At 64.4% G+C, this 19,612-nt stretch carries 21 protein-coding genes and 1 pseudogene; 9 read left to right on the forward strand and 13 right to left on the reverse strand.

The window, feature by feature from the left end:
- Positions 1 to 386 (forward strand): annotated as a pseudogene (locus ACKAE7_RS08255) (endonuclease); the annotation flags it as partial.
- 32 nt (positions 387 to 418) lie between these two features.
- Here ACKAE7_RS08255 and ACKAE7_RS08260 read toward each other — a convergent pair.
- From ACKAE7_RS08260 to ACKAE7_RS08270, 3 genes are all read right to left on the reverse strand, one after another.
- The gene (locus ACKAE7_RS08260) at positions 419 to 1,027 is read right to left on the reverse strand and encodes a hypothetical protein (RefSeq protein ID WP_202986606.1); all 609 of its coding nucleotides are present in this window, start codon (positions 1,025 to 1,027) and stop codon (positions 419 to 421) included.
- A gap of 58 nt (positions 1,028 to 1,085) precedes the next feature.
- Positions 1,086 to 1,907, reverse strand: a complete 822-nt coding sequence (locus tag ACKAE7_RS08265) for a nuclease-related domain-containing protein (protein ID WP_408978917.1) — start codon at positions 1,905 to 1,907, stop codon at positions 1,086 to 1,088.
- A 178-nt stretch (positions 1,908 to 2,085) separates the two neighbouring features.
- Positions 2,086 to 2,907, reverse strand: a complete 822-nt coding sequence (locus tag ACKAE7_RS08270) for a hypothetical protein (RefSeq protein WP_408978918.1) — start codon at positions 2,905 to 2,907, stop codon at positions 2,086 to 2,088.
- Between the two features lie 241 nt (positions 2,908 to 3,148).
- On the opposite strand from ACKAE7_RS08270, the gene ACKAE7_RS08275 reads away from it, so the two are divergent.
- On the forward strand, positions 3,149 to 3,451 hold the full coding sequence (locus ACKAE7_RS08275) for a hypothetical protein (RefSeq protein ID WP_408978919.1): 303 nt from the start codon (positions 3,149 to 3,151) through the stop codon (positions 3,449 to 3,451).
- Here ACKAE7_RS08275 and ACKAE7_RS08280 read toward each other — a convergent pair.
- A complete protein-coding gene (locus ACKAE7_RS08280; protein ID WP_408978920.1) occupies positions 3,444 to 4,310 on the reverse strand; it encodes a hypothetical protein in 867 nt (288 codons plus the stop codon). The genes ACKAE7_RS08275 and ACKAE7_RS08280 overlap by 8 nt on opposite strands.
- The gene (locus ACKAE7_RS08285) at positions 4,294 to 6,060 is read right to left on the reverse strand and encodes an FAD-dependent oxidoreductase (RefSeq protein WP_408978921.1); all 1,767 of its coding nucleotides are present in this window, start codon (positions 6,058 to 6,060) and stop codon (positions 4,294 to 4,296) included. Before ACKAE7_RS08285 ends, ACKAE7_RS08280 begins: the two co-directional genes overlap by 17 nt.
- A 143-nt stretch (positions 6,061 to 6,203) precedes the next feature.
- Here ACKAE7_RS08285 and ACKAE7_RS08290 point away from each other — a divergent pair, with 143 nt between their 5' ends.
- The 3 genes from ACKAE7_RS08290 to ACKAE7_RS08300 all read left to right on the forward strand — a co-directional run bounded on the left by ACKAE7_RS08290 (position 6,204) and on the right by ACKAE7_RS08300 (position 8,498).
- Entirely contained in the window at positions 6,204 to 6,596 is a 393-nt protein-coding gene (locus ACKAE7_RS08290) for a UBP-type zinc finger domain-containing protein (RefSeq protein ID WP_408978939.1), read from the forward strand.
- A 126-nt stretch (positions 6,597 to 6,722) separates the two neighbouring features.
- Positions 6,723 to 7,889, forward strand: a complete 1,167-nt coding sequence (locus tag ACKAE7_RS08295) for a cytochrome P450 (RefSeq protein ID WP_408978922.1) — start codon at positions 6,723 to 6,725, stop codon at positions 7,887 to 7,889.
- Between the two features lie 141 nt (positions 7,890 to 8,030).
- Positions 8,031 to 8,498 (forward strand): hypothetical protein, encoded by a 468-nt coding sequence (locus ACKAE7_RS08300; RefSeq protein ID WP_408978923.1) that lies wholly within the window; start codon positions 8,031 to 8,033, stop codon positions 8,496 to 8,498.
- A gap of 11 nt (positions 8,499 to 8,509) precedes the next feature.
- Here the strand turns inward: ACKAE7_RS08300 and ACKAE7_RS08305 are convergent, their stop codons facing one another.
- Positions 8,510 to 8,671 carry a hypothetical protein gene (locus tag ACKAE7_RS08305; protein ID WP_229675296.1) on the reverse strand — a complete coding sequence of 54 codons (162 nt, stop codon included), beginning with the start codon at positions 8,669 to 8,671 and terminating at the stop codon, positions 8,510 to 8,512.
- A gap of 286 nt (positions 8,672 to 8,957) precedes the next feature.
- Here ACKAE7_RS08305 and ACKAE7_RS08310 point away from each other — a divergent pair, with 286 nt between their 5' ends.
- The 4 genes from ACKAE7_RS08310 to ACKAE7_RS08325 all read left to right on the forward strand — a co-directional run bounded on the left by ACKAE7_RS08310 (position 8,958) and on the right by ACKAE7_RS08325 (position 11,600).
- Positions 8,958 to 9,482: a hypothetical protein gene (locus ACKAE7_RS08310; protein WP_190612305.1), complete on the forward strand. Its 525-nt coding sequence runs from the start codon at positions 8,958 to 8,960 to the stop codon at positions 9,480 to 9,482.
- A gap of 79 nt (positions 9,483 to 9,561) precedes the next feature.
- Positions 9,562 to 10,254 carry a histidine phosphatase family protein gene (locus ACKAE7_RS08315; protein WP_408978924.1) on the forward strand — a complete coding sequence of 231 codons (693 nt, stop codon included), beginning with the start codon at positions 9,562 to 9,564 and terminating at the stop codon, positions 10,252 to 10,254.
- Positions 10,255 to 10,278: 24 nt separating this feature from the next.
- Positions 10,279 to 10,833, forward strand: a complete 555-nt coding sequence (locus ACKAE7_RS08320) for a DUF3090 domain-containing protein (RefSeq protein WP_408978925.1) — start codon at positions 10,279 to 10,281, stop codon at positions 10,831 to 10,833.
- Positions 10,833 to 11,600 (forward strand): SCO1664 family protein, encoded by a 768-nt coding sequence (locus ACKAE7_RS08325; protein WP_408978926.1) that lies wholly within the window; start codon positions 10,833 to 10,835, stop codon positions 11,598 to 11,600. The genes ACKAE7_RS08320 and ACKAE7_RS08325 overlap by 1 nt, the downstream gene beginning before the upstream one ends.
- 108 nt (positions 11,601 to 11,708) lie before the next feature.
- Here ACKAE7_RS08325 and nrdF read toward each other — a convergent pair whose 3' ends face one another.
- From nrdF to ACKAE7_RS08360, 7 genes are all read right to left on the reverse strand, one after another.
- Positions 11,709 to 12,683, reverse strand: coding sequence for a class 1b ribonucleoside-diphosphate reductase subunit beta (gene nrdF / locus ACKAE7_RS08330; RefSeq protein ID WP_013601219.1), 975 nt, complete (start codon positions 12,681 to 12,683; stop codon positions 11,709 to 11,711).
- A 97-nt stretch (positions 12,684 to 12,780) separates the two neighbouring features.
- The gene (gene nrdE / locus ACKAE7_RS08335; protein ID WP_188808735.1) at positions 12,781 to 14,901 is read right to left on the reverse strand and encodes a class 1b ribonucleoside-diphosphate reductase subunit alpha; all 2,121 of its coding nucleotides are present in this window, start codon (positions 14,899 to 14,901) and stop codon (positions 12,781 to 12,783) included.
- A gap of 20 nt (positions 14,902 to 14,921) precedes the next feature.
- Positions 14,922 to 15,392 carry a class Ib ribonucleoside-diphosphate reductase assembly flavoprotein NrdI gene (gene nrdI / locus ACKAE7_RS08340; RefSeq protein WP_188809043.1) on the reverse strand — a complete coding sequence of 157 codons (471 nt, stop codon included), beginning with the start codon at positions 15,390 to 15,392 and terminating at the stop codon, positions 14,922 to 14,924.
- 77 nt (positions 15,393 to 15,469) lie between these two features.
- Positions 15,470 to 15,715: a glutaredoxin-like protein NrdH gene (gene nrdH, locus ACKAE7_RS08345; protein ID WP_066276552.1), complete on the reverse strand. Its 246-nt coding sequence runs from the start codon at positions 15,713 to 15,715 to the stop codon at positions 15,470 to 15,472.
- A 369-nt stretch (positions 15,716 to 16,084) separates the two neighbouring features.
- Entirely contained in the window at positions 16,085 to 17,470 is a 1,386-nt protein-coding gene (locus tag ACKAE7_RS08350) for a class I SAM-dependent methyltransferase (RefSeq protein WP_408978927.1), read from the reverse strand.
- On the reverse strand, positions 17,467 to 18,198 hold the full coding sequence (locus ACKAE7_RS08355) for a DUF1365 domain-containing protein (protein ID WP_191035977.1): 732 nt from the start codon (positions 18,196 to 18,198) through the stop codon (positions 17,467 to 17,469). Before ACKAE7_RS08355 ends, ACKAE7_RS08350 begins: the two co-directional genes overlap by 4 nt.
- Positions 18,195 to 19,595, reverse strand: coding sequence for an NAD(P)/FAD-dependent oxidoreductase (locus ACKAE7_RS08360; protein ID WP_188808732.1), 1,401 nt, complete (start codon positions 19,593 to 19,595; stop codon positions 18,195 to 18,197). The genes ACKAE7_RS08355 and ACKAE7_RS08360 overlap by 4 nt, the downstream gene beginning before the upstream one ends.
- Between the last annotated feature and the right edge of the window lie 17 nt (positions 19,596 to 19,612).

The raw sequence follows: 19,612 nt of genomic DNA on the forward strand, positions 1-19,612 counted from the left end.
TGGCCTGGCAGCACGGCGGGACCACCGGGATCAGCAATCTCGGACAGCCCTGCCCGAAGCACCACAAACTCCGGCACTCCACCGGCTGGGAACCAACACCGGCCACCAAGGATGACCCACCCGGCTGGACCTCACCGTCCGGGCGGCACTACAAAAGCGAACACCAGGACTGGGAACCACCCCACTGGCCGGAGTCTGCCCTGTCCGCCATGCCCGCGGGACTAAAACCGGAGGAGCAGCCCCGGGAACGTCATAAGGGACAAGCGCACCGCCCGCCGCACTGCACGTCCACGCCCACTGAGCCCGGCGGCCACGTGGACTATCTGTACATTCCACGATCCCCGGCGGAAGACAGCCTGCGCCGATTCCTCTACGGCGGCTCCTGATCGTTGTGCAGCTCTCCCCGTCGAGCCCGACTTCAGCGTGACGCCGATTCAGCCCGGCTGCGCACGTTCAGCAGCATTTTGCGCATCATCCAGAAGTCGCCGAACTCAAGCAAGAGGGAGAAAGCTATGGTGGGTGAAAGCCACCGGTACCGCGAGCGCACACGGCTGATCAACCGCGTTGAGCCGTCCGGCATGGGATCGAGCTGCCACGTCCAGGTGGTGTCACCGGGCGTACCCCAGATCATGGACTTCGGTGCGTCCATCGCCTGGACTGGCATGCCGTGCTTGCCGTCGGGGCTCATCGGCACAATGTCGCCGACGGCGAGGTGTTGAAATTCGGGGATGATGCGCCGGGCGCTTGGACGGCCCAGGTTGTCGAGGATGTCGTAGCTGTACCAGCCGGCACGGGTCAGGCCGGCCTGGACCAGCCACGGCCAGATCCGCTCCGGTGGCGCGCCAACCGTGACCGCTCGCGTGGCGTTGAAGGTTGGTCTCGGCACGAGCTCATCTCCGGGCAAAGCACGTGAGATCTCTGCAGGCGTCGCGCCCCAATGGAGCTGCCACGCACGCACGTACCGGGCATAGGTTGCGACCGCAGCGCCAGCTGCGAACACGATGACCAAACGCCTGTGGAACCGCATTACCCCAGTCTGCGCGTCACCCCCGTGCCGGATCCAGAGGCCAAACGTCCCGGGCGGTTCAGCGACCGCCGAGGCCTTGGAGGATTGCTGCGCCCCACTGCACGCTGTTAGCCAGGACCACGAAACCGACTGCCGGAACGCTCAACGCCCAGGCTGCCTGCCGCCGTCGTGCTTGTTCAACCATCTTCCGGAGGGCAGTGAAGCTGTCCTGAAGGGCCGGCAGATCGCTCGCGGCAGGTGGATTCCGGCACCAGGTCCCCGGCCGGACGGCCGCCGACGCGATCTGGGTTACCTGCTCCGGGCCCAGGGCGGGCTGGCTCCGGCGCAGCCAGGCAAGGAGCCGTGCGTCCCTCACCACGGCCACGCGCTCGGGCCGCGCTTTGATGGTCAGGCTCTTCGGCTGGACGATGACCACGACGCCAGTCACCTCGACGGGGAAGCCAGCAGCGGAGCCCAGAAGTTTTGCCGCCCGGGCAGCTTCGTACGCAGCGCTCCGAATGTGGTGTGTCCTCTTTCCCGCAACCAGGAGTGCCCGCCCGGCCACCCACACGGGCTGGCCGGAGTGGTTCTTGGTGTTCAAGGTGAACACTCCCGCTGGCCCTACCAGCACGTGGTCTATATCCGCGGAGCCTGCGCCCACCGGCACTGCATGCAGGACCAGCCACTCGGGGCCGAGCCCCTCAAGGATCCGCCCAACGGCGATCTCGCCGAGCACCCCCTTGTACCCCATGATGGTTTCCGGTCTGAGCGGGCTGGCACCAAACACCCGCTGCAGCCAGTTGCGGGGCGGAACGCGGCTTTGGAGCGCCATCAACTCTTCGAGCACTGCCTGCCCGGGAACCCGCTCGCCCAACAGCAGTGGTGTGGCATCAGCGCTCATGGCCGTCTCCCAAACTTTCGGATGCTGGACAGCGTAGATCCGGAAGGGTTCGAAAAACAGCGGCTGACGGCCCGGTTCCTGAATGCTTCCGGAATATTGACAGGACGTTGAGCACTTCTTGCGGAAGAGTGAATGTGGTGCCCTATCCAACGCTTCGCAGCGTCCCGCCACGTACCTTCTACGGCAGCCCGTCCGCCGCGCCGAGCCCACGCCGGGCCACAACGTACCCCCACAGCAACAGCGCGTGTGGACGCGTTCCCCGCCAGCTGAAGGGGACAGAAAAGCCGTCCCGCTCCACAACAGTGGCCGACCACCGGCGGCGTACCAGCCTGGGCCGGCGGAGCCGGAGGTTGGTGAGGGAGGCATACGGGATCCAACGTCCTTCGTGCTGCTTCGCGAGCCTGACGGCACGCGCCGGTGTAACGGTGGCGCGCTGAAAACGGGGGTTCTCGCCCTGGTCCAACGGACCGTGCGGGATGGTTCCAGCGGGCAGGATAAGGATGCCGTTCATGTTGACCCACACTTGAACCCGCCGGCCATCGCTGGCGGCGTCCCCGCAAACCAGCCGGCACAGGTCATCGTCCTCTTCAGGTTCCACCGGCTGCTCCGGATGGGACACAGTTGCTGAAACGTCCAAAGTGACGGCGCCACCGGCCGGGACTTCCGGCCGCTCCGCGACAGAGGGGTCATGCGCCCTCACGTTGGCAGCTGCGACAGCCTGCATCACGGCTGCGCGCAGTCCATCGGCACACAACCGGGGCGCGTCAACGGCAAACACCTCCCGATCGAGCTGGACAACCGAGCGGACGCCGGCCTGCCCGCCCAAGAATTCGGCCAGATCGTCATGGTCGGGGCGAACAAACAGACCTACTTCATCACCCAGTCCCACCTGCCAGCCGTGACCGGGAATCTCGGGTTCGGCCTCGAGCTCCACATCGATCCAGCCCGCCAACTCCGCCGCACCAACGGGTCTGAGATCCTCCCCCGCAATGCAGGGCACGAGGAGTCCCAAACGCCGGACAACATCAGCGGTGTGAACAGTACAGTCATATTTGTTCACTCGGTGCTGCACCAGCAAGCTCCCCCAGAATTAGTGCGGACCAGGACCGGGACCGCCCTAAGGGCGGGCATCGGTACCCGTCCTGGGTCCGCAGCGACATGTCATCGAATCAGCCTGTCTCGAAGTGAGTTCGATCGTAAGTCATTTCGCCTGGGATGAAGCAGACCCCGGACCAATAGTTTTGATCCTGTACCTGGGTATGGGCTCTATTTCCGCGCCGCCTGCCCAGGTGTGGCCCTGGCTGGTGCAGATGAGGGTTCACGGGGCTGGACTGCAGTTCATCCTCCACGAAGCGGACGACGGCGGGACGCAGCTGCTGCTGCGGACACGCACCGGTCCGGGGCGGCCGGCAGGACTGCGCTTCATGGACTTCCTGCTTCAGCCGGGTTATTTGGTCATGGATCGCGCGATGCTGTTGGGCATCAAGCAGCGCGCTGAGCTGGCGAAGAAGGATCAAACCTTTGCGGGAAGCCCGCTCAGCTGATTCCGGCCTGTGCTCCGGGCGATCGGGACAGAGCGAGTGCCCATCCACCGGCGGTTCCAATGGCCAGCAGCACGGTGACGAAGCCGATGGCCGGTGCGCTCGGCCATGTCAGGGCGCCGCCATACCGCAGCAGGGCAAGCGCCTGCAGAATGACGAAGGCAACCGAGGTCAGGGCCACGGGGCGTACGGTGCGGAGGTCGGCGCTGGACTGGCCCTGCGCAGCCGACCATCCCAGGCCGACCAGCCACGCTCCGACCGCCCTCGCCGTGAGCTCGGACAGTGTCCAGGGCCACCACGTGGCGGCATAAGCCGGTACTGCCAGAAGCGCCATACCATAGCACAGCAGTACTCCGGCGATCCCCGCCATGAGCAGCCGTAGCGCAGGGGGCAGCACCGGCCGACCCGCCGTCACGGACGTTGGGGCAGGACGCCGGGAGCGGATCTGCATCCAGCTGATCACGAGCATCGCCACGGGCACCATGGCATAGATCGCCAGCCACGCCCAAGTGGCTATCTGGGCCAGTGCGCCATTTTCTGGCGAGAGGTGGAAGCGATCCAGATGAAGCAGGGTGACCCCAAGAGTCAGCGTGGTGAAGACGAACACGGGCCAGACTGCCAGCCTCGCTGACTCCCAACTCGCTGAGCGGGCGCCCGTCACCTCCAGGCCGGCGGCCGACCAGTATGCCGCCCCGAGGAAGACGGCGGTCATGGGCGGATTGACTGTCCATGCGAACCATTCCGCTGTCCGCAGCGGAAACACGAACAGCACGAGCCCGGCAAGAAATACCAGGAATGCAGCAACGTAGAGCAACAGCCTCATCGCCGGGATCAACGGTGTGGCCTCAGTTGAAGCGGACATCTCCGGGCAGCTCCTCGGGTACGGCAGCATCACCTGGGGCAGGGGGCGAAGCAGGCAGGGGGTGCTCGGCCAGGTACGTGTGGAGCATAGAAACCACGGTGGCGCCGTCCCCCACGGCGGTAGCCACCCTTTTGATGGAACCGGCCCGCACGTCGCCGATCGCGAAGATGCCGGGCATGCTGGTTTCCAGGGCCAGCGGATTCCTGCCGGGCCTGAAGGACCCGGCGTCATTCACATCCCGGTTGGCGCCAGTGCGGAGGAAGCCGGCCTGGTCACGCTCTACGGTGTCGGGCAGCCAGGAGGTCCGCGGCACCGAACCGATGAGCACAAATAAACCGCCGGCTTCGATCTCCTCACCCGGCGCTGCGTCGGGGGCGCCGGGTGCGGCGACCTTAACCGAGGCAAGGAATCCGTCCCGGTCGCGTGCGCCCACGATCACGGTGCCATAGCGGATCGCAACGTTCCTGGTGGCCTCCAGCTGGGAGATGAGGTATTCCGACATGCTCACCGACAGAGTGGGTCCACGCACCAGCAGCGTCACCTTCTTCGCGAACTTCGCAAGGTGCAGGACCGCCTGTCCGGCCGAGTTGCCGCCCCCCACAACGCAGACGTTCTTTCCGGCCATCGACGGCGCCTCGGAGACTGTGGCCCCGTAGAAGACGCCCCTGCCCACCAGATCCTCTATCTGGGGTATCCCAAGGCGGCGGTAGTCCACTCCGGTGGCCACCACCACTGTTCGGCACCGCACCACGCTGCCATCGGAAATCGACACAGAGTACAGTGCTCCGTCCGCGCCGAGGCCCTCCACCTTCCGTAAGAACAGGAAGTCCGTGCCCAAAGTCCAGGCCTGGTGGAACGAGCGGTAGGCCAGATGGGCGCCACTTACACCGCGGGAGAAGCCAGGGTAGTTGCGGATCAAGGAGCTGGTGCCGGCTTGGCCCCCCACAGCCTCTCCCTCAACCACCATGGTGGCGAGGCCCTCCGAGGAGGCATAGACGGCGGTCGCAAGACCGGAGGGGCCGGCCCCAACCACCACTACATCGAAAATCTTGTCCGGTGGTGGCGGTCGCGTCACCCCCATCGCTTCGGCAATCTCCAGGTCAGTTGGGTTCTGGAGGACAATGGGTGAAGCAGTGAACTCCAGCACCAGGACCGGCAGCATGGGGTCGCGCAGGCCAAGGCTCTCCAGCGTCCGTTCCGCCGTCTCGGACCCCACAGGATGGAAGCCCACCGGGATGTGGTTTCGGCTCAGGGAGTCGCGCAGCGAATGGGTCCTCCCGTCGCCGACCTCCCCGATCAGCCGGACCGCCTCGAACCCGACCCCCTGGGCCAGGTGCCAGTCGTCGAGGGCGTCAGTGATCGCCCCGTGGAATTCTTCGTCGCGCGGGCGTTCGGGGCGGATGATCAGCAGTTCGGCATAACCCTGCCCGATCGCACGGAATACGGTGGGGGCGCTGGCGAAGTCACCCCAGGTCACCACAACTGCACGCTTTGCAGCCGGGTGGAAGCCATAGGCACGACGCAGGAAATCGAGCCCACCGCGGTCAGCCGGTCCGTAACACCCGAGTATGAGCGCGACCGGGCGGTTCCAGCGCCTTAGCCCCTCAAGCACCGCCCGCCCGTGGGCGTGCCCCTCGCAGGCCACCACCTCATAGTCGGCGCCGTAGCGTCGGCGTAACTCATCTCCCAGAATGCGCCGGGAGTCCGAGTCTGAGGTGGCAATCAGCATGATCGGAACCGAGTGATCCATGGCCGCCGTCTTTCCGGTTCAATGGTTCGGTGGCGCTCACGATACTCGCGCTGGGACAGTGCAGACAAGGGCGCGGAGATTCTGCCAGAATTGCTCCCGACAGGGGCAGCCGGGATGACCTGAGCAGGACCGGAGTGATGGACATGGAGTACCCCTTGGAGGACCGCCCTATCGCGGGAATCAACCTTGCTGCCACACCCAGTGGAACAGGGTGCCTGGAGTGCCTTGGCGGTGACGGCCCGGGTTGGTGGCTGCATCTTCGCCGCTGCGCACAGTGCGGCCACATCGGATGCTGCGATTCATCTCCCTCCCAGCATGCCAGTGCCCACGTGCGAAAAGCTGGTCACCCCGTGATGCGGTCCTTTGAACCTGGGGAGGCCTGGTTCTACGAACACACCACAAAGAAGTTCTTCCGCGGACCAAGGCTTCCGGATCCCCAATCCAGGCCACCGGAACAGCCGGCACCTGCACCGGCGGACAAGGTACCGGCAGACTGGCGGGAGCGCCTGCACCCAGTAGGTAGCGATCCGGAGTAAACCGGGCCAACTCCTGCTAATGACCCGGAAGCTGGGAGTGGCTAAAATCAGGGTTCAACGCTCCAACCGGCTGAGGGCACGGCGTCCGTGGAGCCGAAGAGTCCCCGGCGAGCAGAGAGGCCAGCCATGGATTTCAGTGCGTCCCCTGAATATCAGCTCAACCCTTTCCCCTACTACGAACGCATGCGGGAAACTGCCCCCGTCTATTACGACGAACAATCTGGCAGTTGGCACGTCTTCCGGTACGACGACGTTCAGCGGGCTTTGTCCGAATATGCCACCTTCTCGTCGCACATGGGAGGTGATGATGCATCGGGGACCGGCCAACTGTTTTCCTCGAGCCTGATCGCCACCGATCCTCCAAGGCACCGGCAGCTGCGCTCCCTTGTTACCCAGGCGTTCACTCCCAAGGCCGTGGATGCGCTGGCTCCCCGCATCGCCGGGCTCACGGACGAGCTGCTGGAGGGGATCGCGGACCGCGGCAGCGCGGACCTGATCAAGGAGTTGGCCTACCCGTTGCCTGTCATAGTGATCTCTGAACTCATGGGAATCCCCCCGCAGGACCGTGAGCGCTTCAAACGGTGGTCGGATGTGATTGTCAGCCAAACGCGGACCGGTTCGGCCGGTGAGAATCACACCGCAGCGCACATGGAGATGACGGAGTACTTCCTGGCCTTGATCGACGAACGCAGGAGCCGCCCGGGCCAGGACCTGATCAGCACCCTGCTGGCAGCGGAGATTGACGGCCAAAAACTGACGGTGCCCGAACTGCTCGGTTTTTGCGCTTTGCTGCTTGTCGCAGGCAATGAAACCACCACCAATCTGATCGGCAACGCAGTTCTGTGCCTGTCCGAGAACCCCGGCACCATGGACCGTCTGATAAGGGAACCCGCTCTGCTGCCCCAGACCATCGAAGAGGTGCTGCGTTTTCGATCGCCGGTCCAGTCCATGTATCGAATGACTGTCGCGGAGGCAGCCTTGGGAGACGAAGTTATTCCTGTCGGCGCACCGGTCGTGGCCTGGATAGGCTCCGCCAACCGCGACGAGAGGCAGTTCCAGCGGCCTGCCGAGTTCGATGTTGATCGCGGCCACAACCGGCACCTGGCATTCGGCCACGGCATACACTTCTGCCTCGGCGCGCCGCTGGCCCGGCTAGAGGCCAGGATCGTCCTGGAGGCACTGCTGGCCCGTTTGCCCGGGCTTTCCCTGGAACAGGGCGTTCACCTGGAACGAATGGACAGCACCATTGTCTATGGGGTGAAGGCACTCCCGGTGAGTTGGCAGCCGGCCTGACCGGTAAGACTTGGTGCGACTATGGCGGCGAGGGACAGGCGGCAGGTGGTTGCGCTTGCCGCGTGCTCGTTAATGACCCTGATGGGGTGCTCTTATGACTACCCTGAGCCGGAGTATCCGCCAGCAAGTGGCACTGATCCATTGAACAAGCCAACCTCTGCCCCGGATGCGCCGGCCGTGTCCCCGCCGGTGTACGTTGACCCGCTGGTCCTGGAGCGGGAGGTCAAGAACTATGGTGAGCTGGACCGGCTCCTCAAGGCAGTGCCGGGACCCGCCATTCTTTTTGAGGAGGGGCCATTGGATGGCCCGGTCAGGGGCTTTGGAGCAATGGAGAAGGTGCCGGCGGCCGGACAGTACACCGTCACCGCAGCCTGTGTTGGTGCATCAGGCGCCAAGGTTTCCGTTGGCCAGGAGCATCCGGGCGCGCCCTTTCAGCCTCTGGAGCTGGCGCTAGATTGTGCCGGGTCCACTTCGGAAGTCATTGAACTCGAACAGGGCTACATTTTCGCGCACCTGGTCCTTCCCGGGCGCGGTGATACGCCGTGGACGGGCGAAGTTGGCGGGGTCCGCGTGACAGGCCCCCTTCCCGCAGCAGAAGGCGGACGATAACGTCCCACTGCTCACCCCGGCTGGTCCTCAAGGGACGAGATGATACTGCCGCAGCCCTGGAAGAACATCCGGCGGCCAAGACCGCCGTCGGCCCAGATCCAGACAATGGAGTGGTCGCCCGTCATGGCATCCACGACGCCCGTGCCGGACAGGCCGGCGTCCAGGAAGCTCACCCTCTCCCCTACAGTGAACCGCGGATGCCGGGTCCTCTTCCGGCGCAGCCTCGAGTGGGAGGTTCCGGCTACCACTGGAGGACGCCTGTTGGCTGGGAGGTGAACACGTTCATGAAATTCCTTGGGTCGCGGGCGGTTCTGCCAGCTCATTACAACCCTGCCCGCTGCTCCCAGGTCACGCATACACGTGGTGAAGCCACAGTATCCGTATTGGTGGGACGCTGCACCGGGAACGCTTGTTTTTCGAATGTGACCGGACAACACCTTCCAGCCATAGACTGCATCCATGAAAACGGGTTGGGGGATCCTGGGCGTCGCCGCGCTGATCGCGGTCACGCTGCCGGCTGCGGGCTGCAGTACGGCGTGTCCCGCCATTGGCTACGTCAGCACCCTCGAAGTGACCGTTCAAGGCGGTGCGGAAGCTGTCGACGACGTCCAGCTATGCACGGACGAGGGGTGCTCGGCGCCGGAACCCACTGCAGCCCCAGCCGCTTCCCTCGCAGTCACCGACCACTGGATACAGCTTCCCGGTGGAGGATTCTCCCCCGCACCCGGCCCAAGTGTCCCGCCGCCCGCCTACCCCGACACCCGCTACATCGGCAGCAGGCAGGGCGAGGACACCTGGCGGTTCACCTTCATCCCTGGCCCGGTACCCAGTTACATCACCCTGCGCGCCCTCGCTACGGACGGCTCGGTGCTTGCCGAGCAGGTGAACGATCTGGAGTGGACCAGGGAAGACCCCTTCAATCCTTGCCCCGGCCCGGTCACTACTCCCCCGGTGGTCTTCTTGGTGGGTGAACGATCACCGTGAGTGGCCTGTGACCTGTGGCCGGCCGGTTTCCATGGGCCCGGGTGCACACTGCCATCGTGAGGGTGGATAGGCTGGGTGGATGGCGACAGTTATCCTCGTGCGGCACGGACGCACCACAGCCAATGCCACTGGACTGCTGGCCGGGCGGGCCGCCGGTGTCAGCCTGGACCAGACCGGGCGCGAGCAGGCGGCTTTGACCGGAGAACGGCTCGCGGCGGTGCCGGTCGTCGGGGTGGTATCGAGCCCGCTCGAGCGTTGTCAGCAAACCGCCCAGCTCATCCTCGACCGCCAGGCCGGCACTCCGTACGCGCCGGTGGAACCCGACCTTACCGAGTGCGACTACGGCCAGTGGCAGGGCCGCATGCTCAGTGACCTCGCAACCGAAGATCTGTGGTCGGCTGTGCAATCGCAGCCGTCCGCCGTCGTCTTTCCCGGCGGCGAATCCATGGCCGGAATGCAGGCCCGGGCGGTGGCAGCCATTCGACGCCACGATGCAGCCTTCGAAACCGGGTACGGGCCAGGAGCCGTATGGGTGGCGGTGAGTCACGGTGACGTCATCAAAGCAATCCTTGCCGACGCGCTGGGCATGCACCTGGACCTGTTCCAGCGAATTAATATTGGCCCGGCATCCGTATCGATCGTGCGCTACAGCGCCACAAGGCCAAGCGTTTACGCGACCAACACCGATGCCGGGGACCTGTCGTGGCTGTCGAACAGCATCCTTTCTGCCGACGCGCCGGTGGGCGGCGGTGCAGGGCAACAGGCGCCATGAAGCGCCTGTGCCTAAAATGCTCTTATGCCTACACGTGTTCATGAGTTCGACTGGCCCGATCGGGTCGTCGTCGGCACCATTGGCCTTCCGGGGGCACGGACGTTCTACCTGCAGGTGCGGGCTGGGAACCAGATCGTCAGTATCGCCATGGAGAAGCAGCAGTCAGCCCTGCTCGCGGAGAAGATCGACGAAATCCTCGACCAGCTTCTCACCGTCGAGGGAAACCCCCACAGCGTTCCCACCAGCACTCCCATTGAGCTGGTTGACAATGACGGGCTTGAGGCCGTTGAGGAGCAGTTTCGGACCGGCGCCATGGGCTTAGGGTGGGACCCGACGACGGCGCAGGTGGTGATCGAGGCCTACCCGATCACCGATGTCGACGCTGATAGTGATGACGAATCGCCAGATGCGGATGACGCCGAGGTGCCCGAAATGCTGCTGGTGCGGATTCCCGTTGGCACCGCCCGCGCATTTGCTAAGCGCACGCGGGAGGTTGTGGGCGCAGGGCGTCCCGCGTGCCCGCTCTGCGGTTACCCCTTAGACGCCGACGGGCACGTCTGCACTTTGCCCGAGGCCTGATGCCGGCGCCGGACCTGGTGGCGGCCGAGCTGACGCTCACCGGACGCATTACGACGGCGTCCAACGCCACTTTCGTAGGCAGCATCGGCGACACCACGGTTGTCTATAAGCCGATAGCCGGGGAGAAGCCGCTGTGGGATTTTCCTGACGGCGTCCTTGCCCACAGAGAAGTTGCCGCCTACCTGGTCTCGGAGGTCCTCGGCTGGAATGTGGTGCCCCGCACCTGGTTGCGCGATGGTCCGTTAGGCGAAGGGATGGTGCAACTGTGGCAGGAGACAGACCCCGACCAGAACGCGGTGGACCTCGTTGCGTCGGACGACGTACCTGAGATCGGCTGGAAACACGTCCTCGAGGGTCAGGATGAGACCGGTCGGATGGTCGCCCTCATCCACGAGGACTCCCCGGCGCTCAGGCGCATGGCGGTGTTCGACGTCGTCGTAAACAATGCCGACCGCAAAGGCGATCACATCCTTGCCATGACGGACGGACACCGGCACGGCGTGGACCACGGGCTTACCTTCCACTGTGACCACAAGCTGCGCACGGTGCTGTGGGGGTGGCTGGGGGACGCCCTGACCGCCGAGGAACTTGAGGGCATCGACCGCGTCAGCGCAGGACTGGACGGTGAGCTGGGCCGAAACCTGGCGGACCTGCTCAGCGCTGGGGAAATTGCTTCACTCGCCGCACGCTGCGCCCGGTTGCGCTCGGCGGGCCGGTTCCCCGCTCCACGCGGTCAGATGTCGGCGGTGCCCTGGCCGCTGTTCTAAGCAGGAACCGCAGCTTCTGCAAAACAAGGCACAAAAGAGGCCCGAACCCGCGAATCACGCGGGTCCGGGCCATGACCAGCCCTTTGGGCGGGCCTCAGACGGAAACTCTTAGAAGTCCCAGTCCTCATCTTCGGTGTTGACAGCCTTGCCGATCACGTAGGAAGAACCTGACCCGCTAAAGAAGTCGTGGTTCTCGTCCGCGTTCGGCGACAGGGCGGAGAGGATGGCCGGGTTCACGTCGGTAACGGAAGCCGGGAACATCGCCTCGTAGCCCAGGTTCATCAGGGCCTTGTTGGCGTTGTAGTGCAGGAACTTCTTGACGTCCTCGGCCAGTCCCACGCCGTCGTAAAGATCGTGCGTGTACTGGACTTCGTTCTCGTACAGCTCGAACAGCAGCTCGAAAGTGTAGTCCTTGATTTCCTGGCGGCGCTCCGGGGAAACAGCCTCCAGGCCACGCTGGAACTTGTAACCGATGTAGTAGCCGTGCACTGCCTCATCGCGGATGATCAGGCGGATCAGGTCAGCCGTGTTCGTCAGCTTGGCGCGCGAGGACCAGTACATGGGCAGGTAGAAGCCCGAGTAGAACAGGAAGCTCTCCAGCAGCGTGGAGGCCACCTTGCGCTTCAGGGGGTCGTCACCCTGGTAGTAGTCCATCACGATCTGGGCCTTCTTCTGAAGGTTCTCGTTCTCGGTGGACCAGCGGAATGCCTCGTCGATCTCCTTGGTGGAGGCCAGCGTGGAGAAGATCGAGGAGTAGCTCTTGGCGTGCACGGACTCCATGAACGCGATGTTCGTGTAGACGGCTTCCTCGTGCGGGGTCAGCGCATCCGGAATCAGGGAGACCGCACCTACCGTGCCCTGGATGGTGTCCAGCAGGGTCAGGCCCGTGAACACGCGCATGGTGAGCTGCTGCTCCGCCGGGGTCAGCGTGTTCCACGACTGGACGTCGTTGGACAGCGGCACCTTCTCGGGCAGCCAGAAGTTGTTGACCAGTCGGTTCCAGACGTCCACGTCCTTGTCGTCCTGGATGCGGTTCCAGTTGATGGCCTCGACGTGGCTAAGCAGCTTGACCTTCTCGGTCATGTCATCCCCTAAACGTTGGGTGGTTTTCTCTAAGTTAAAGCGTACGACGGCGGGCGGGCACCCGCCGTCGTACTTGGCTAGTTAGTTGAAGCTAAAACTAAAGCATGCATGAAACACAGCCCTCCACCTCAGTCCCTTCCAGCGCGAGCTGGCGGAGACGGATGTAGTAGATGGTCTTGATGCCCTTCTTCCAGGCGTAGATCTGGGCCTTGTTGATGTCGCGCGTGGTGGCGGTGTCCTTGAAGAACAGCGTCAGGGACAGGCCCTGGTCCACGTGCTGGGTGGCTGCGGCGTAGGTGTCGATGACCTTCTCGTAACCGATCTCGTACGCGTCCTGGTAGTACTCCAGGTTGTCGTTGGTGAGGTACGGCGCCGGGTAGTACACGCGGCCCAGCTTGCCTTCCTTGCGGATCTCGATCTTGGACGCCACCGGGTGGATCGAGGAGGTGGAGTTGTTGATGTAGGAGATCGAGCCGGTGGGCGGAACAGCCTGCAGGTTCTGGTTGTAGATGCCGTGCTCCATGACCGAAGCCTTCAGCGCCAGCCAGTCAGCCTGCGTGGGGATGTGCACGTTCTTGAACAGCTCCGCAACCTTCTCGGTCTGCGGAACCCATTCCTGCTCCGTGTACTTGTCGAAGAACTCGCCGGAGGCGTACTTGGACTTCTCGAACCCGCCGAAGGTCTGGCCGGTTTCGATGGCCAGCAGGTTGGACGCGCGGACTGCGTGGTACACCACCGAGTAGAAGTAGATGTTGGTGAAATCCAGGCCCTCTTCGGAACCGTAGTGCACCCGCTCACGCGCCAGGTAGCCGTGCAGGTTCATCTGGCCCAGGCCGATGGCGTGGCTCTGGTCGTTGCCCTTGGCGATGGACGGGACCGAGGTGATGTTGGACATGTCCGACACTGCCGAGAGGGAGCGGATGGCCGTCTCGATGGTCAGGCCGAAGTCCGGGCTGTCCATGGTCTTCGCGATGTTCAGCGAGCCCAGGTTGCAGGAGATGTCCTTGCCGGTGTCGTCGTAGGACAGGTCATCGTTGTACGTGGTGGGCTGGGAAACCTGGAGGATCTCCGAGCACAGGTTGGACATGATGATCTTGCCGTCGATCGGGTTGGCCCGGTTCACGGTGTCCTCGAACATGATGTACGGGTAGCCGGATTCGAACTGGATCTCGGCGAGGGTCTGGAAGAACTCGCGCGCCTTGATCTTGGTCTTCTTGATCCGGGAATCGTCCACCATCTCGTAGTACTTCTCGGTGACGGAGACGTCGGAGAACGGCATACCGTAGACGCGTTCAACGTCGTACGGGGAGAACAGGTACATGTCCTCATCCCGCTTGGCCAGCTCGAACGTGATGTCCGGGATGACAACGCCGAGCGAGAGGGTCTTGATGCGGATCTTCTCATCCGCGTTCTCGCGCTTGGTGTCCAGGAACCGGTAGATGTCCGGGTGGTGTGCGTGCAGGTAAACGGCGCCGGCACCCTGGCGGGCACCAAGCTGGTTGGCGTAGGAGAAGCTGTCTTCGAGGAGCTTCATCACGGGGATGACGCCGGAGGACTGGTTCTCGATCTGCTTGATGGGTGCGCCCACCTCGCGGATGTTGGTCAGCGCGAAGGCCACGCCGCCACCGCGCTTGGACAGCTGCAGGGCGGAATTGATGGAGCGGCCGATCGACTCCATGTTGTCTTCGATGCGGAGCAGGAAGCAGGAGACCAGCTCGCCGCGCTGCTTCTTGCCGGCGTTCAAGAAGGTGGGCGTGGCCGGCTGGAAGCGGCCCTCGATGATCTCATCCACCATCTGCAGGGCGAGCTGCTCGTTGCCGCGGGCCAGGTGCAGGGCGACCATGCACACGCGGTCCTCGTAGCGCTCCAGGAAACGCTTGCCGTCGAACGTCTTCAGTGTGTAGGACGTGTAGAACTTGAACGCGCCCAGGAAGGTCTCGAAGCGGAACTTCTTCTTGTAGGCGCGGTTGAACAGCTCACGGATGAAGTTCATCGTGTACTGGTCCAGCGTTTCACGCTCGTAGTAGTCGTTCTTGACCAGGTACTCGAGCTTCTCTTCCAGGTCATGGAAGAACACGGTGTTGTTGTTGACGTGCTGCAGGAAGTACTGGTGCGCAGCCTCACGGTCGGCCTCGAACTGGATCTCGCCGTTGGGGCCGTACAGGTTCAGCATCGCGTTGAGCTCGTGGTAGCCCAGGCCCTTGTACGCTGCGGGCATCTCGGGCTTCTGGGCCCTGGTTACTTCTGTGTCTGCGACAGTCGTGTCCAAAACGTGTCCAATCCATTGTTTACGCGGGCCACGTCTTCTGGCGTGCCCATTAATTCGAAGCGGTAGAGGTGCGGCACTCCGCACTTGGCGGCGATGATGTCCCCCGCCATGCAGTAGTTGTCCCCAAAGTTCGTGTTGCCGGCCCCAATAACACCGCGCAGAAGCTCCCTGTTCTGCGGGGTGTTCAGGAACCGGATGACCTGCTTGGGCACGGAACCTTCTCCCCCGGTGCCGCCATAGGTGGGCACCACCAGCACGAACGGCCGGGTGGCGAGGAGGGGGGCATCCTTGGCCAGCAGCGGGATCCGCGCCGCGTCACGGCCAAGCTTCGAGACAAAGCGGCTGGTGTTCTCGGATGCCGAGGAAAAGTAGATGAGCCGGCTGCCGGTGACCACCGGCGGGACCGGCACTGAAGGGTCCACACGCTGAGCCGTGTGGATGTCCTGGACTGCTGGTGCTGCCGTTGAAGTCACCTCGGCTGGTTGCTGGCTGCCGGAAGCCGGCAGGGAAAGGGTCCTTATGCCACAGAGGAAACGGCGGAGAGGGCCAGTTCCTCGATCTTGTCCGGGCGGAAACCTGACCAGTGGTCCTGGTCCGTGACCACAACGGGAGCCTGCATGTAGCCCAGTGACTTCAGGCGCTCGAGGGCCTCGGCGTCCTGGGAGATGTCAACGCTCTGGTAGGTGATGCCCTTTTTGTCGAGCGCCCGGTAGGTGGCGTTGCACTGAACACAAGCAGGCTTTGTGTAAACCGTTACGGTCATGGTTCCTGTCCCCTTTTCTGGAAAACTTGCTGGTCCGGTGTCCCCGCCCAAGCTGTACCTAGATACTACATCTAGTGCAGACGCCTCTTTGGAACCCCAAGATGATGTATTACAAGTATGTCATTTAATGCACTTTTAATCCACAGGCAGGTGCCCCCAAAATGTCCGGAATCCCGCTGTTTTTGGGGACGGCGTCCACACCCTGTGGAGTACTTAGCCACAATTTTCGCCCAGCGTGTCGGGGAAAAGACGGCGTGTCGCGCGCCCCCGGCCAGCTGCACGGGGCACCAAAAAGGGGCCCCGACGTGAGCTTCGGAACCCCTTATGGTGATGAAACACACGGCGGCTGCAGCCGCCCGGGTGCAGCCGCTACAGCTGCGCCTCCCGGCGGTCCAGCACAACCTGCTGCACGTCCAGGTAGCCGGACTGGAAGCCTGCCCGCGAGTAGCACAGGTAGAACAGCCACATCCGTTGGAACACCGAATCGAATCCCAGCTCCCCTACCTCCTGCGAGCGCGAAAGGAACCGTTCCTCCCACAGCCGCAGCGTGGCGGCGTAGTGGTCCCCCATGCCCATTCGTTCGCGCACCCGCAGCGTGGTGTGCTGCTGGGTGATGCTCTCGATGGCGCGGACGGAGGGCAGGAAGCCGCCGGGGAAAATGTACTTGTGCACCCAGGTGTAGGCGTTCCGGGTGGCGAGCATCCGGCCGTGCGGCATGGTGATCGCCTGGATGGCAACCTTGCCGCCGGGCGCCAGCACCCGGTCGATGGTCTGGAAGTAGATGGGCCAGTACTCGTAGCCCACGGCCTCGATCATCTCCACGGAAACAACGGCGTCGTACTCCCCCTCAACAGCCCGGTAGTCCTGCAGCGCCACGGTCACCTTGTCCGCATAGCCGGCAGCCGCGATGCGTTCCTGCGCGAGGGCCTGCTGTTCACTGGACAGGGTGACGCTGTAGACGGTGGCGCCGCGGGCCGCTGCCCTCAGCGCCAGCTCACCCCAGCCGGTGCCAATCTCCAGGAGCCGGGTGCCGGCCCCGACGCCGGCCTTGTCCAGCAGCCTGTCGATCTTCGCCTGCTGCGCTTTCGCCAGTTCCTCCCAGCCAACAGAAGCCAGCGGTCCCGAGGTAAGCGGAAACAGGGCCGACGAGTAGCTCATGGTGGAGTCGAGGAAGTTGGAGAAGAGCTCGTTGGAGAGGTCGTAGTGCCGCGAGATGTTGCTGCGGGTGTTCTGCTCTGCGTTCCGCTCCTGCCGGGGCGTGCGCGGCAGGTACAACGCGCGCAGCTTCTGCAGCGGCGTGGGAATGAGCGTGTCCACCGATGCGGCAAACACCTCCAGGACACCTGCGAGGTCGCTGGCTTCCCAGTCCCCCGCCATGAAGGACTCGCCCAGCCCGATCAGTCCGTTGTCGCCGATCCGGGCTTCAAACGCGTCCGGCCGGACCATGGTCATCACCGGCGCCTCCGGGCCGCCCGTGCCCAGCACGGTGCCGTCGGGGTACTCCACGCGCAGGGGCAGACGCTTCACGGCCCCCTTGAAAAGGAAGCCGGCCGCTTTTCCTGCCACCGCGGCTTTTGCTCCCGACGGCGGCTGCGCAACTTCCGGCCACAGGTCCGGATCGATGGTGGCGGGCGACGCCGGCACCCCCGTTGCGGTCCATGCCGCGGCGTAGGGCGTGGCAGCAGCCTCGAGAGTCCTGCGCTGCGCCTTGCCTTCGGCGGATGCAGTTGCCTGGTTGTCGTCCGTCATTGTCATTGAACTGCCTCCTGTGAGGGGTGGTGTGGTCGGGCGACGACCGGCAGGCGTCTTGCCCAGAGTGTAATGCCCTGCACCCTGATGAGTGCGGAAACCAGCAGTGGCGCGGCGGGTACGGCAACCGCCGCTGCCAGGATGTTCCGGACCGTGGCGGGCCGGCGCGTGCCGTCCATCGAGGCCACGAAAGGCCGGTGGCCCTCGCGCTCCAGCACGATGGACACCCCCAGCTTCTCCCCCGGCGCGGGCAGCTTCATGCGGTACTGCCCGTCCACCTCGTTGAACGGCGAAACGTAGAACGCCTTCGGCACCGAGGCGCGGCCCGCTGCATCCGTCTGCAGCAGGTAGCAGTGGCGCTCCCCGTAGGTGTTGTGGACTTCTGCCACCACGCACTCAAGTTCGCCGCTGGTCCGGTAGCACCAGAACAGCGTGAGGGGGTTGAAAACGTAGCCGAAAACCCTGGCGCTGGTCAGCATGTGGATCGCGCCGCCGTCGGGCTCCATGCCCTGGGTGCGCAGGAACCGCTCCACGTTGCTCCGGATGCTGGCCCCGGGGTCCCCCAGGTGGTCACCGGACCGGAAAACCGCGAGCGGCCGGAGCAGGAACGGAAGACTGGGCAGATGGTCCACGTCCACGAACCAGGAGTAGCTGCGGTACGTGAACGCGTTCTTCAGCGGCGTGCGCCGCACATGCGAAATGGCTGTGCGGTAGATCGCTGCCTCAATGGTCATGCCGGCTCAGCCGCGGAAAGCAGCTCCCGTTCCCCGCCGTCCCGGGAATCAACCTGGTCAGCGGCCTCCGCAGCCACCCAGGAGCGGCCCAGCGCCCCGGCCGCCCGCACGCCCGAGAGCGCGCCGTCCTCATGGAAACCCCAGCCCAGGTAGGCGCCGGCGTACGCGATTCTGTTGTCGCTGAGCCCGGCAATCGCCTGCTGGGCCCGCAGCGATTCGGGCGTGTACTGCGGGTGCTCGTATACCATCCGCTCCAGGACCCGGTCCTCCGCGATCAGCTCCGATTCCCCCAGGCTCACCAGGTAGGGCTTGCCGTCCGCCGGACTGAGCCGCTGCAGCCGCGTGAGGTCGTAGCTGACAAGGACCTTGTCCGGCCGGGCTTCGCAGGAGGGCAGGCGGTAGTTCCAGGACGCCTTGGCGTTGTCCGCGGAGGGCAGGACGGCCGGATCCTGGTGGAAGACAGTGTGGTTGACCGAGTACGGCATGCCTCCCAGCGCCTCCTTCTCGGCCGGGGTGGCGTCGGCGAGGAACCCCAGTGCCTGGGCCGGGTGGGTGGCGATGACGACGGCGGCGAAGTCTTCCTGCCCGTGTGCAGTGGTGATCTCCACGCCGTCGGGAGTGCGCCGGATGGCGGTCACGGGGGTGTTGAGCCGGACGTCCGTCAGCGTGGCGGCCAGTTTTTCGACGTACCTGGCGGAACCGCCGGTGACGGTACGCCACTGCGGGGAGCCCTTGACGCCCAGCAGGCCGTGATGGCCCAGGAAGGTGAAGAGGTACCGCGCCGGGTAGGCCAGCGCGGTGGTGGGGTCGCAGGACCACACGGCACTGACCACCGGGGTCATGAAGTGCGAAACAAAGTAGGGGCTGAACTTCTCGCGTTCCAGGAACTCGCCGAGGGTGGGTTCGGGAACCTCGAGGTCCGGGGTGACCGAAGAAACCGGTGCCGTCTCCAGCAGCGCCCGCGCCCTGCGGTAAAAACGGGTCACTTCCAGCAGCATCAGCAGATAGCGGCCACGCAGCAGGCTGGAGGGCCGGGCAATGATTCCGCGTCCGCCCTCGCGGGCGCCTGCATATTCCAGCCCGCAGCCATCACACCGGATGGACATGCTCATCTCGGAGTCCTGCGTCTCCACCCCAAGTTCCGCAAAGAGCCGCAGAAGCGTGGGATAGGTCCGCGTGTTGTGGACTATGAAACCGGTATCCACGCCGATGGTGGAGCCGTCCGCCTGCGGCATGTCGTGCGTGTGCGCGTGCCCTCCCAGCCGGGAATCCGCTTCAAACAGCGTGACGTCGTCCTGCCTGTTGAGGACGTAGGCTGCGGTCAGGCCGGCCACGCCGCTGCCGATGACGGCCACCCGCCGTCGCCCGCCTCCGGTTACTGCTGGGTCAGGTGACAATGCATGCTCCTCTACTG

The organism is Pseudarthrobacter sp. NKDBFgelt (genome assembly GCF_046097905.1).
GTDB lineage: Bacteria > Actinomycetota > Actinomycetes > Actinomycetales > Micrococcaceae > Arthrobacter > Arthrobacter polychromogenes.

Excerpts from the sequence above, each read along its gene's own strand:
- ACKAE7_RS08260 (WP_202986606.1), bottom strand. The coding sequence starts at position 1,027 with ATGCGGTTCCACAGGCGTTTGGTCATCGTGTTCGCAGCTGGCGCTGCG.
- ACKAE7_RS08295 (WP_408978922.1), top strand. The coding sequence starts at position 6,723 with ATGGATTTCAGTGCGTCCCCTGAATATCAGCTCAACCCTTTCCCCTAC.
- ACKAE7_RS08310 (WP_190612305.1), top strand. The coding sequence starts at position 8,958 with ATGAAAACGGGTTGGGGGATCCTGGGCGTCGCCGCGCTGATCGCGGTC.
- ACKAE7_RS08325 (WP_408978926.1), top strand. The coding sequence starts at position 10,833 with ATGCCGGCGCCGGACCTGGTGGCGGCCGAGCTGACGCTCACCGGACGC.
- ACKAE7_RS08350 (WP_408978927.1), bottom strand. The coding sequence starts at position 17,470 with ATGACAATGACGGACGACAACCAGGCAACTGCATCCGCCGAAGGCAAG.
- ACKAE7_RS08355 (WP_191035977.1), bottom strand. The coding sequence starts at position 18,198 with ATGACCATTGAGGCAGCGATCTACCGCACAGCCATTTCGCATGTGCGG.
- nrdH (WP_066276552.1), bottom strand. The coding sequence starts at position 15,715 with ATGACCGTAACGGTTTACACAAAGCCTGCTTGTGTTCAGTGCAACGCC.
- nrdE (WP_188808735.1), bottom strand. The coding sequence starts at position 14,901 with ATGCCCGCAGCGTACAAGGGCCTGGGCTACCACGAGCTCAACGCGATG.
- ACKAE7_RS08285 (WP_408978921.1), bottom strand. The coding sequence starts at position 6,060 with ATGGATCACTCGGTTCCGATCATGCTGATTGCCACCTCAGACTCGGAC.
- nrdF (WP_013601219.1), bottom strand. The coding sequence starts at position 12,683 with ATGACCGAGAAGGTCAAGCTGCTTAGCCACGTCGAGGCCATCAACTGG.
- ACKAE7_RS08320 (WP_408978925.1), top strand. The coding sequence starts at position 10,279 with ATGCCTACACGTGTTCATGAGTTCGACTGGCCCGATCGGGTCGTCGTC.
- ACKAE7_RS08265 (WP_408978917.1), bottom strand. The coding sequence starts at position 1,907 with ATGAGCGCTGATGCCACACCACTGCTGTTGGGCGAGCGGGTTCCCGGG.
- ACKAE7_RS08280 (WP_408978920.1), bottom strand. The coding sequence starts at position 4,310 with ATGTCCGCTTCAACTGAGGCCACACCGTTGATCCCGGCGATGAGGCTG.
- ACKAE7_RS08290 (WP_408978939.1), top strand. The coding sequence starts at position 6,204 with ATGGAGTACCCCTTGGAGGACCGCCCTATCGCGGGAATCAACCTTGCT.
- ACKAE7_RS08315 (WP_408978924.1), top strand. The coding sequence starts at position 9,562 with ATGGCGACAGTTATCCTCGTGCGGCACGGACGCACCACAGCCAATGCC.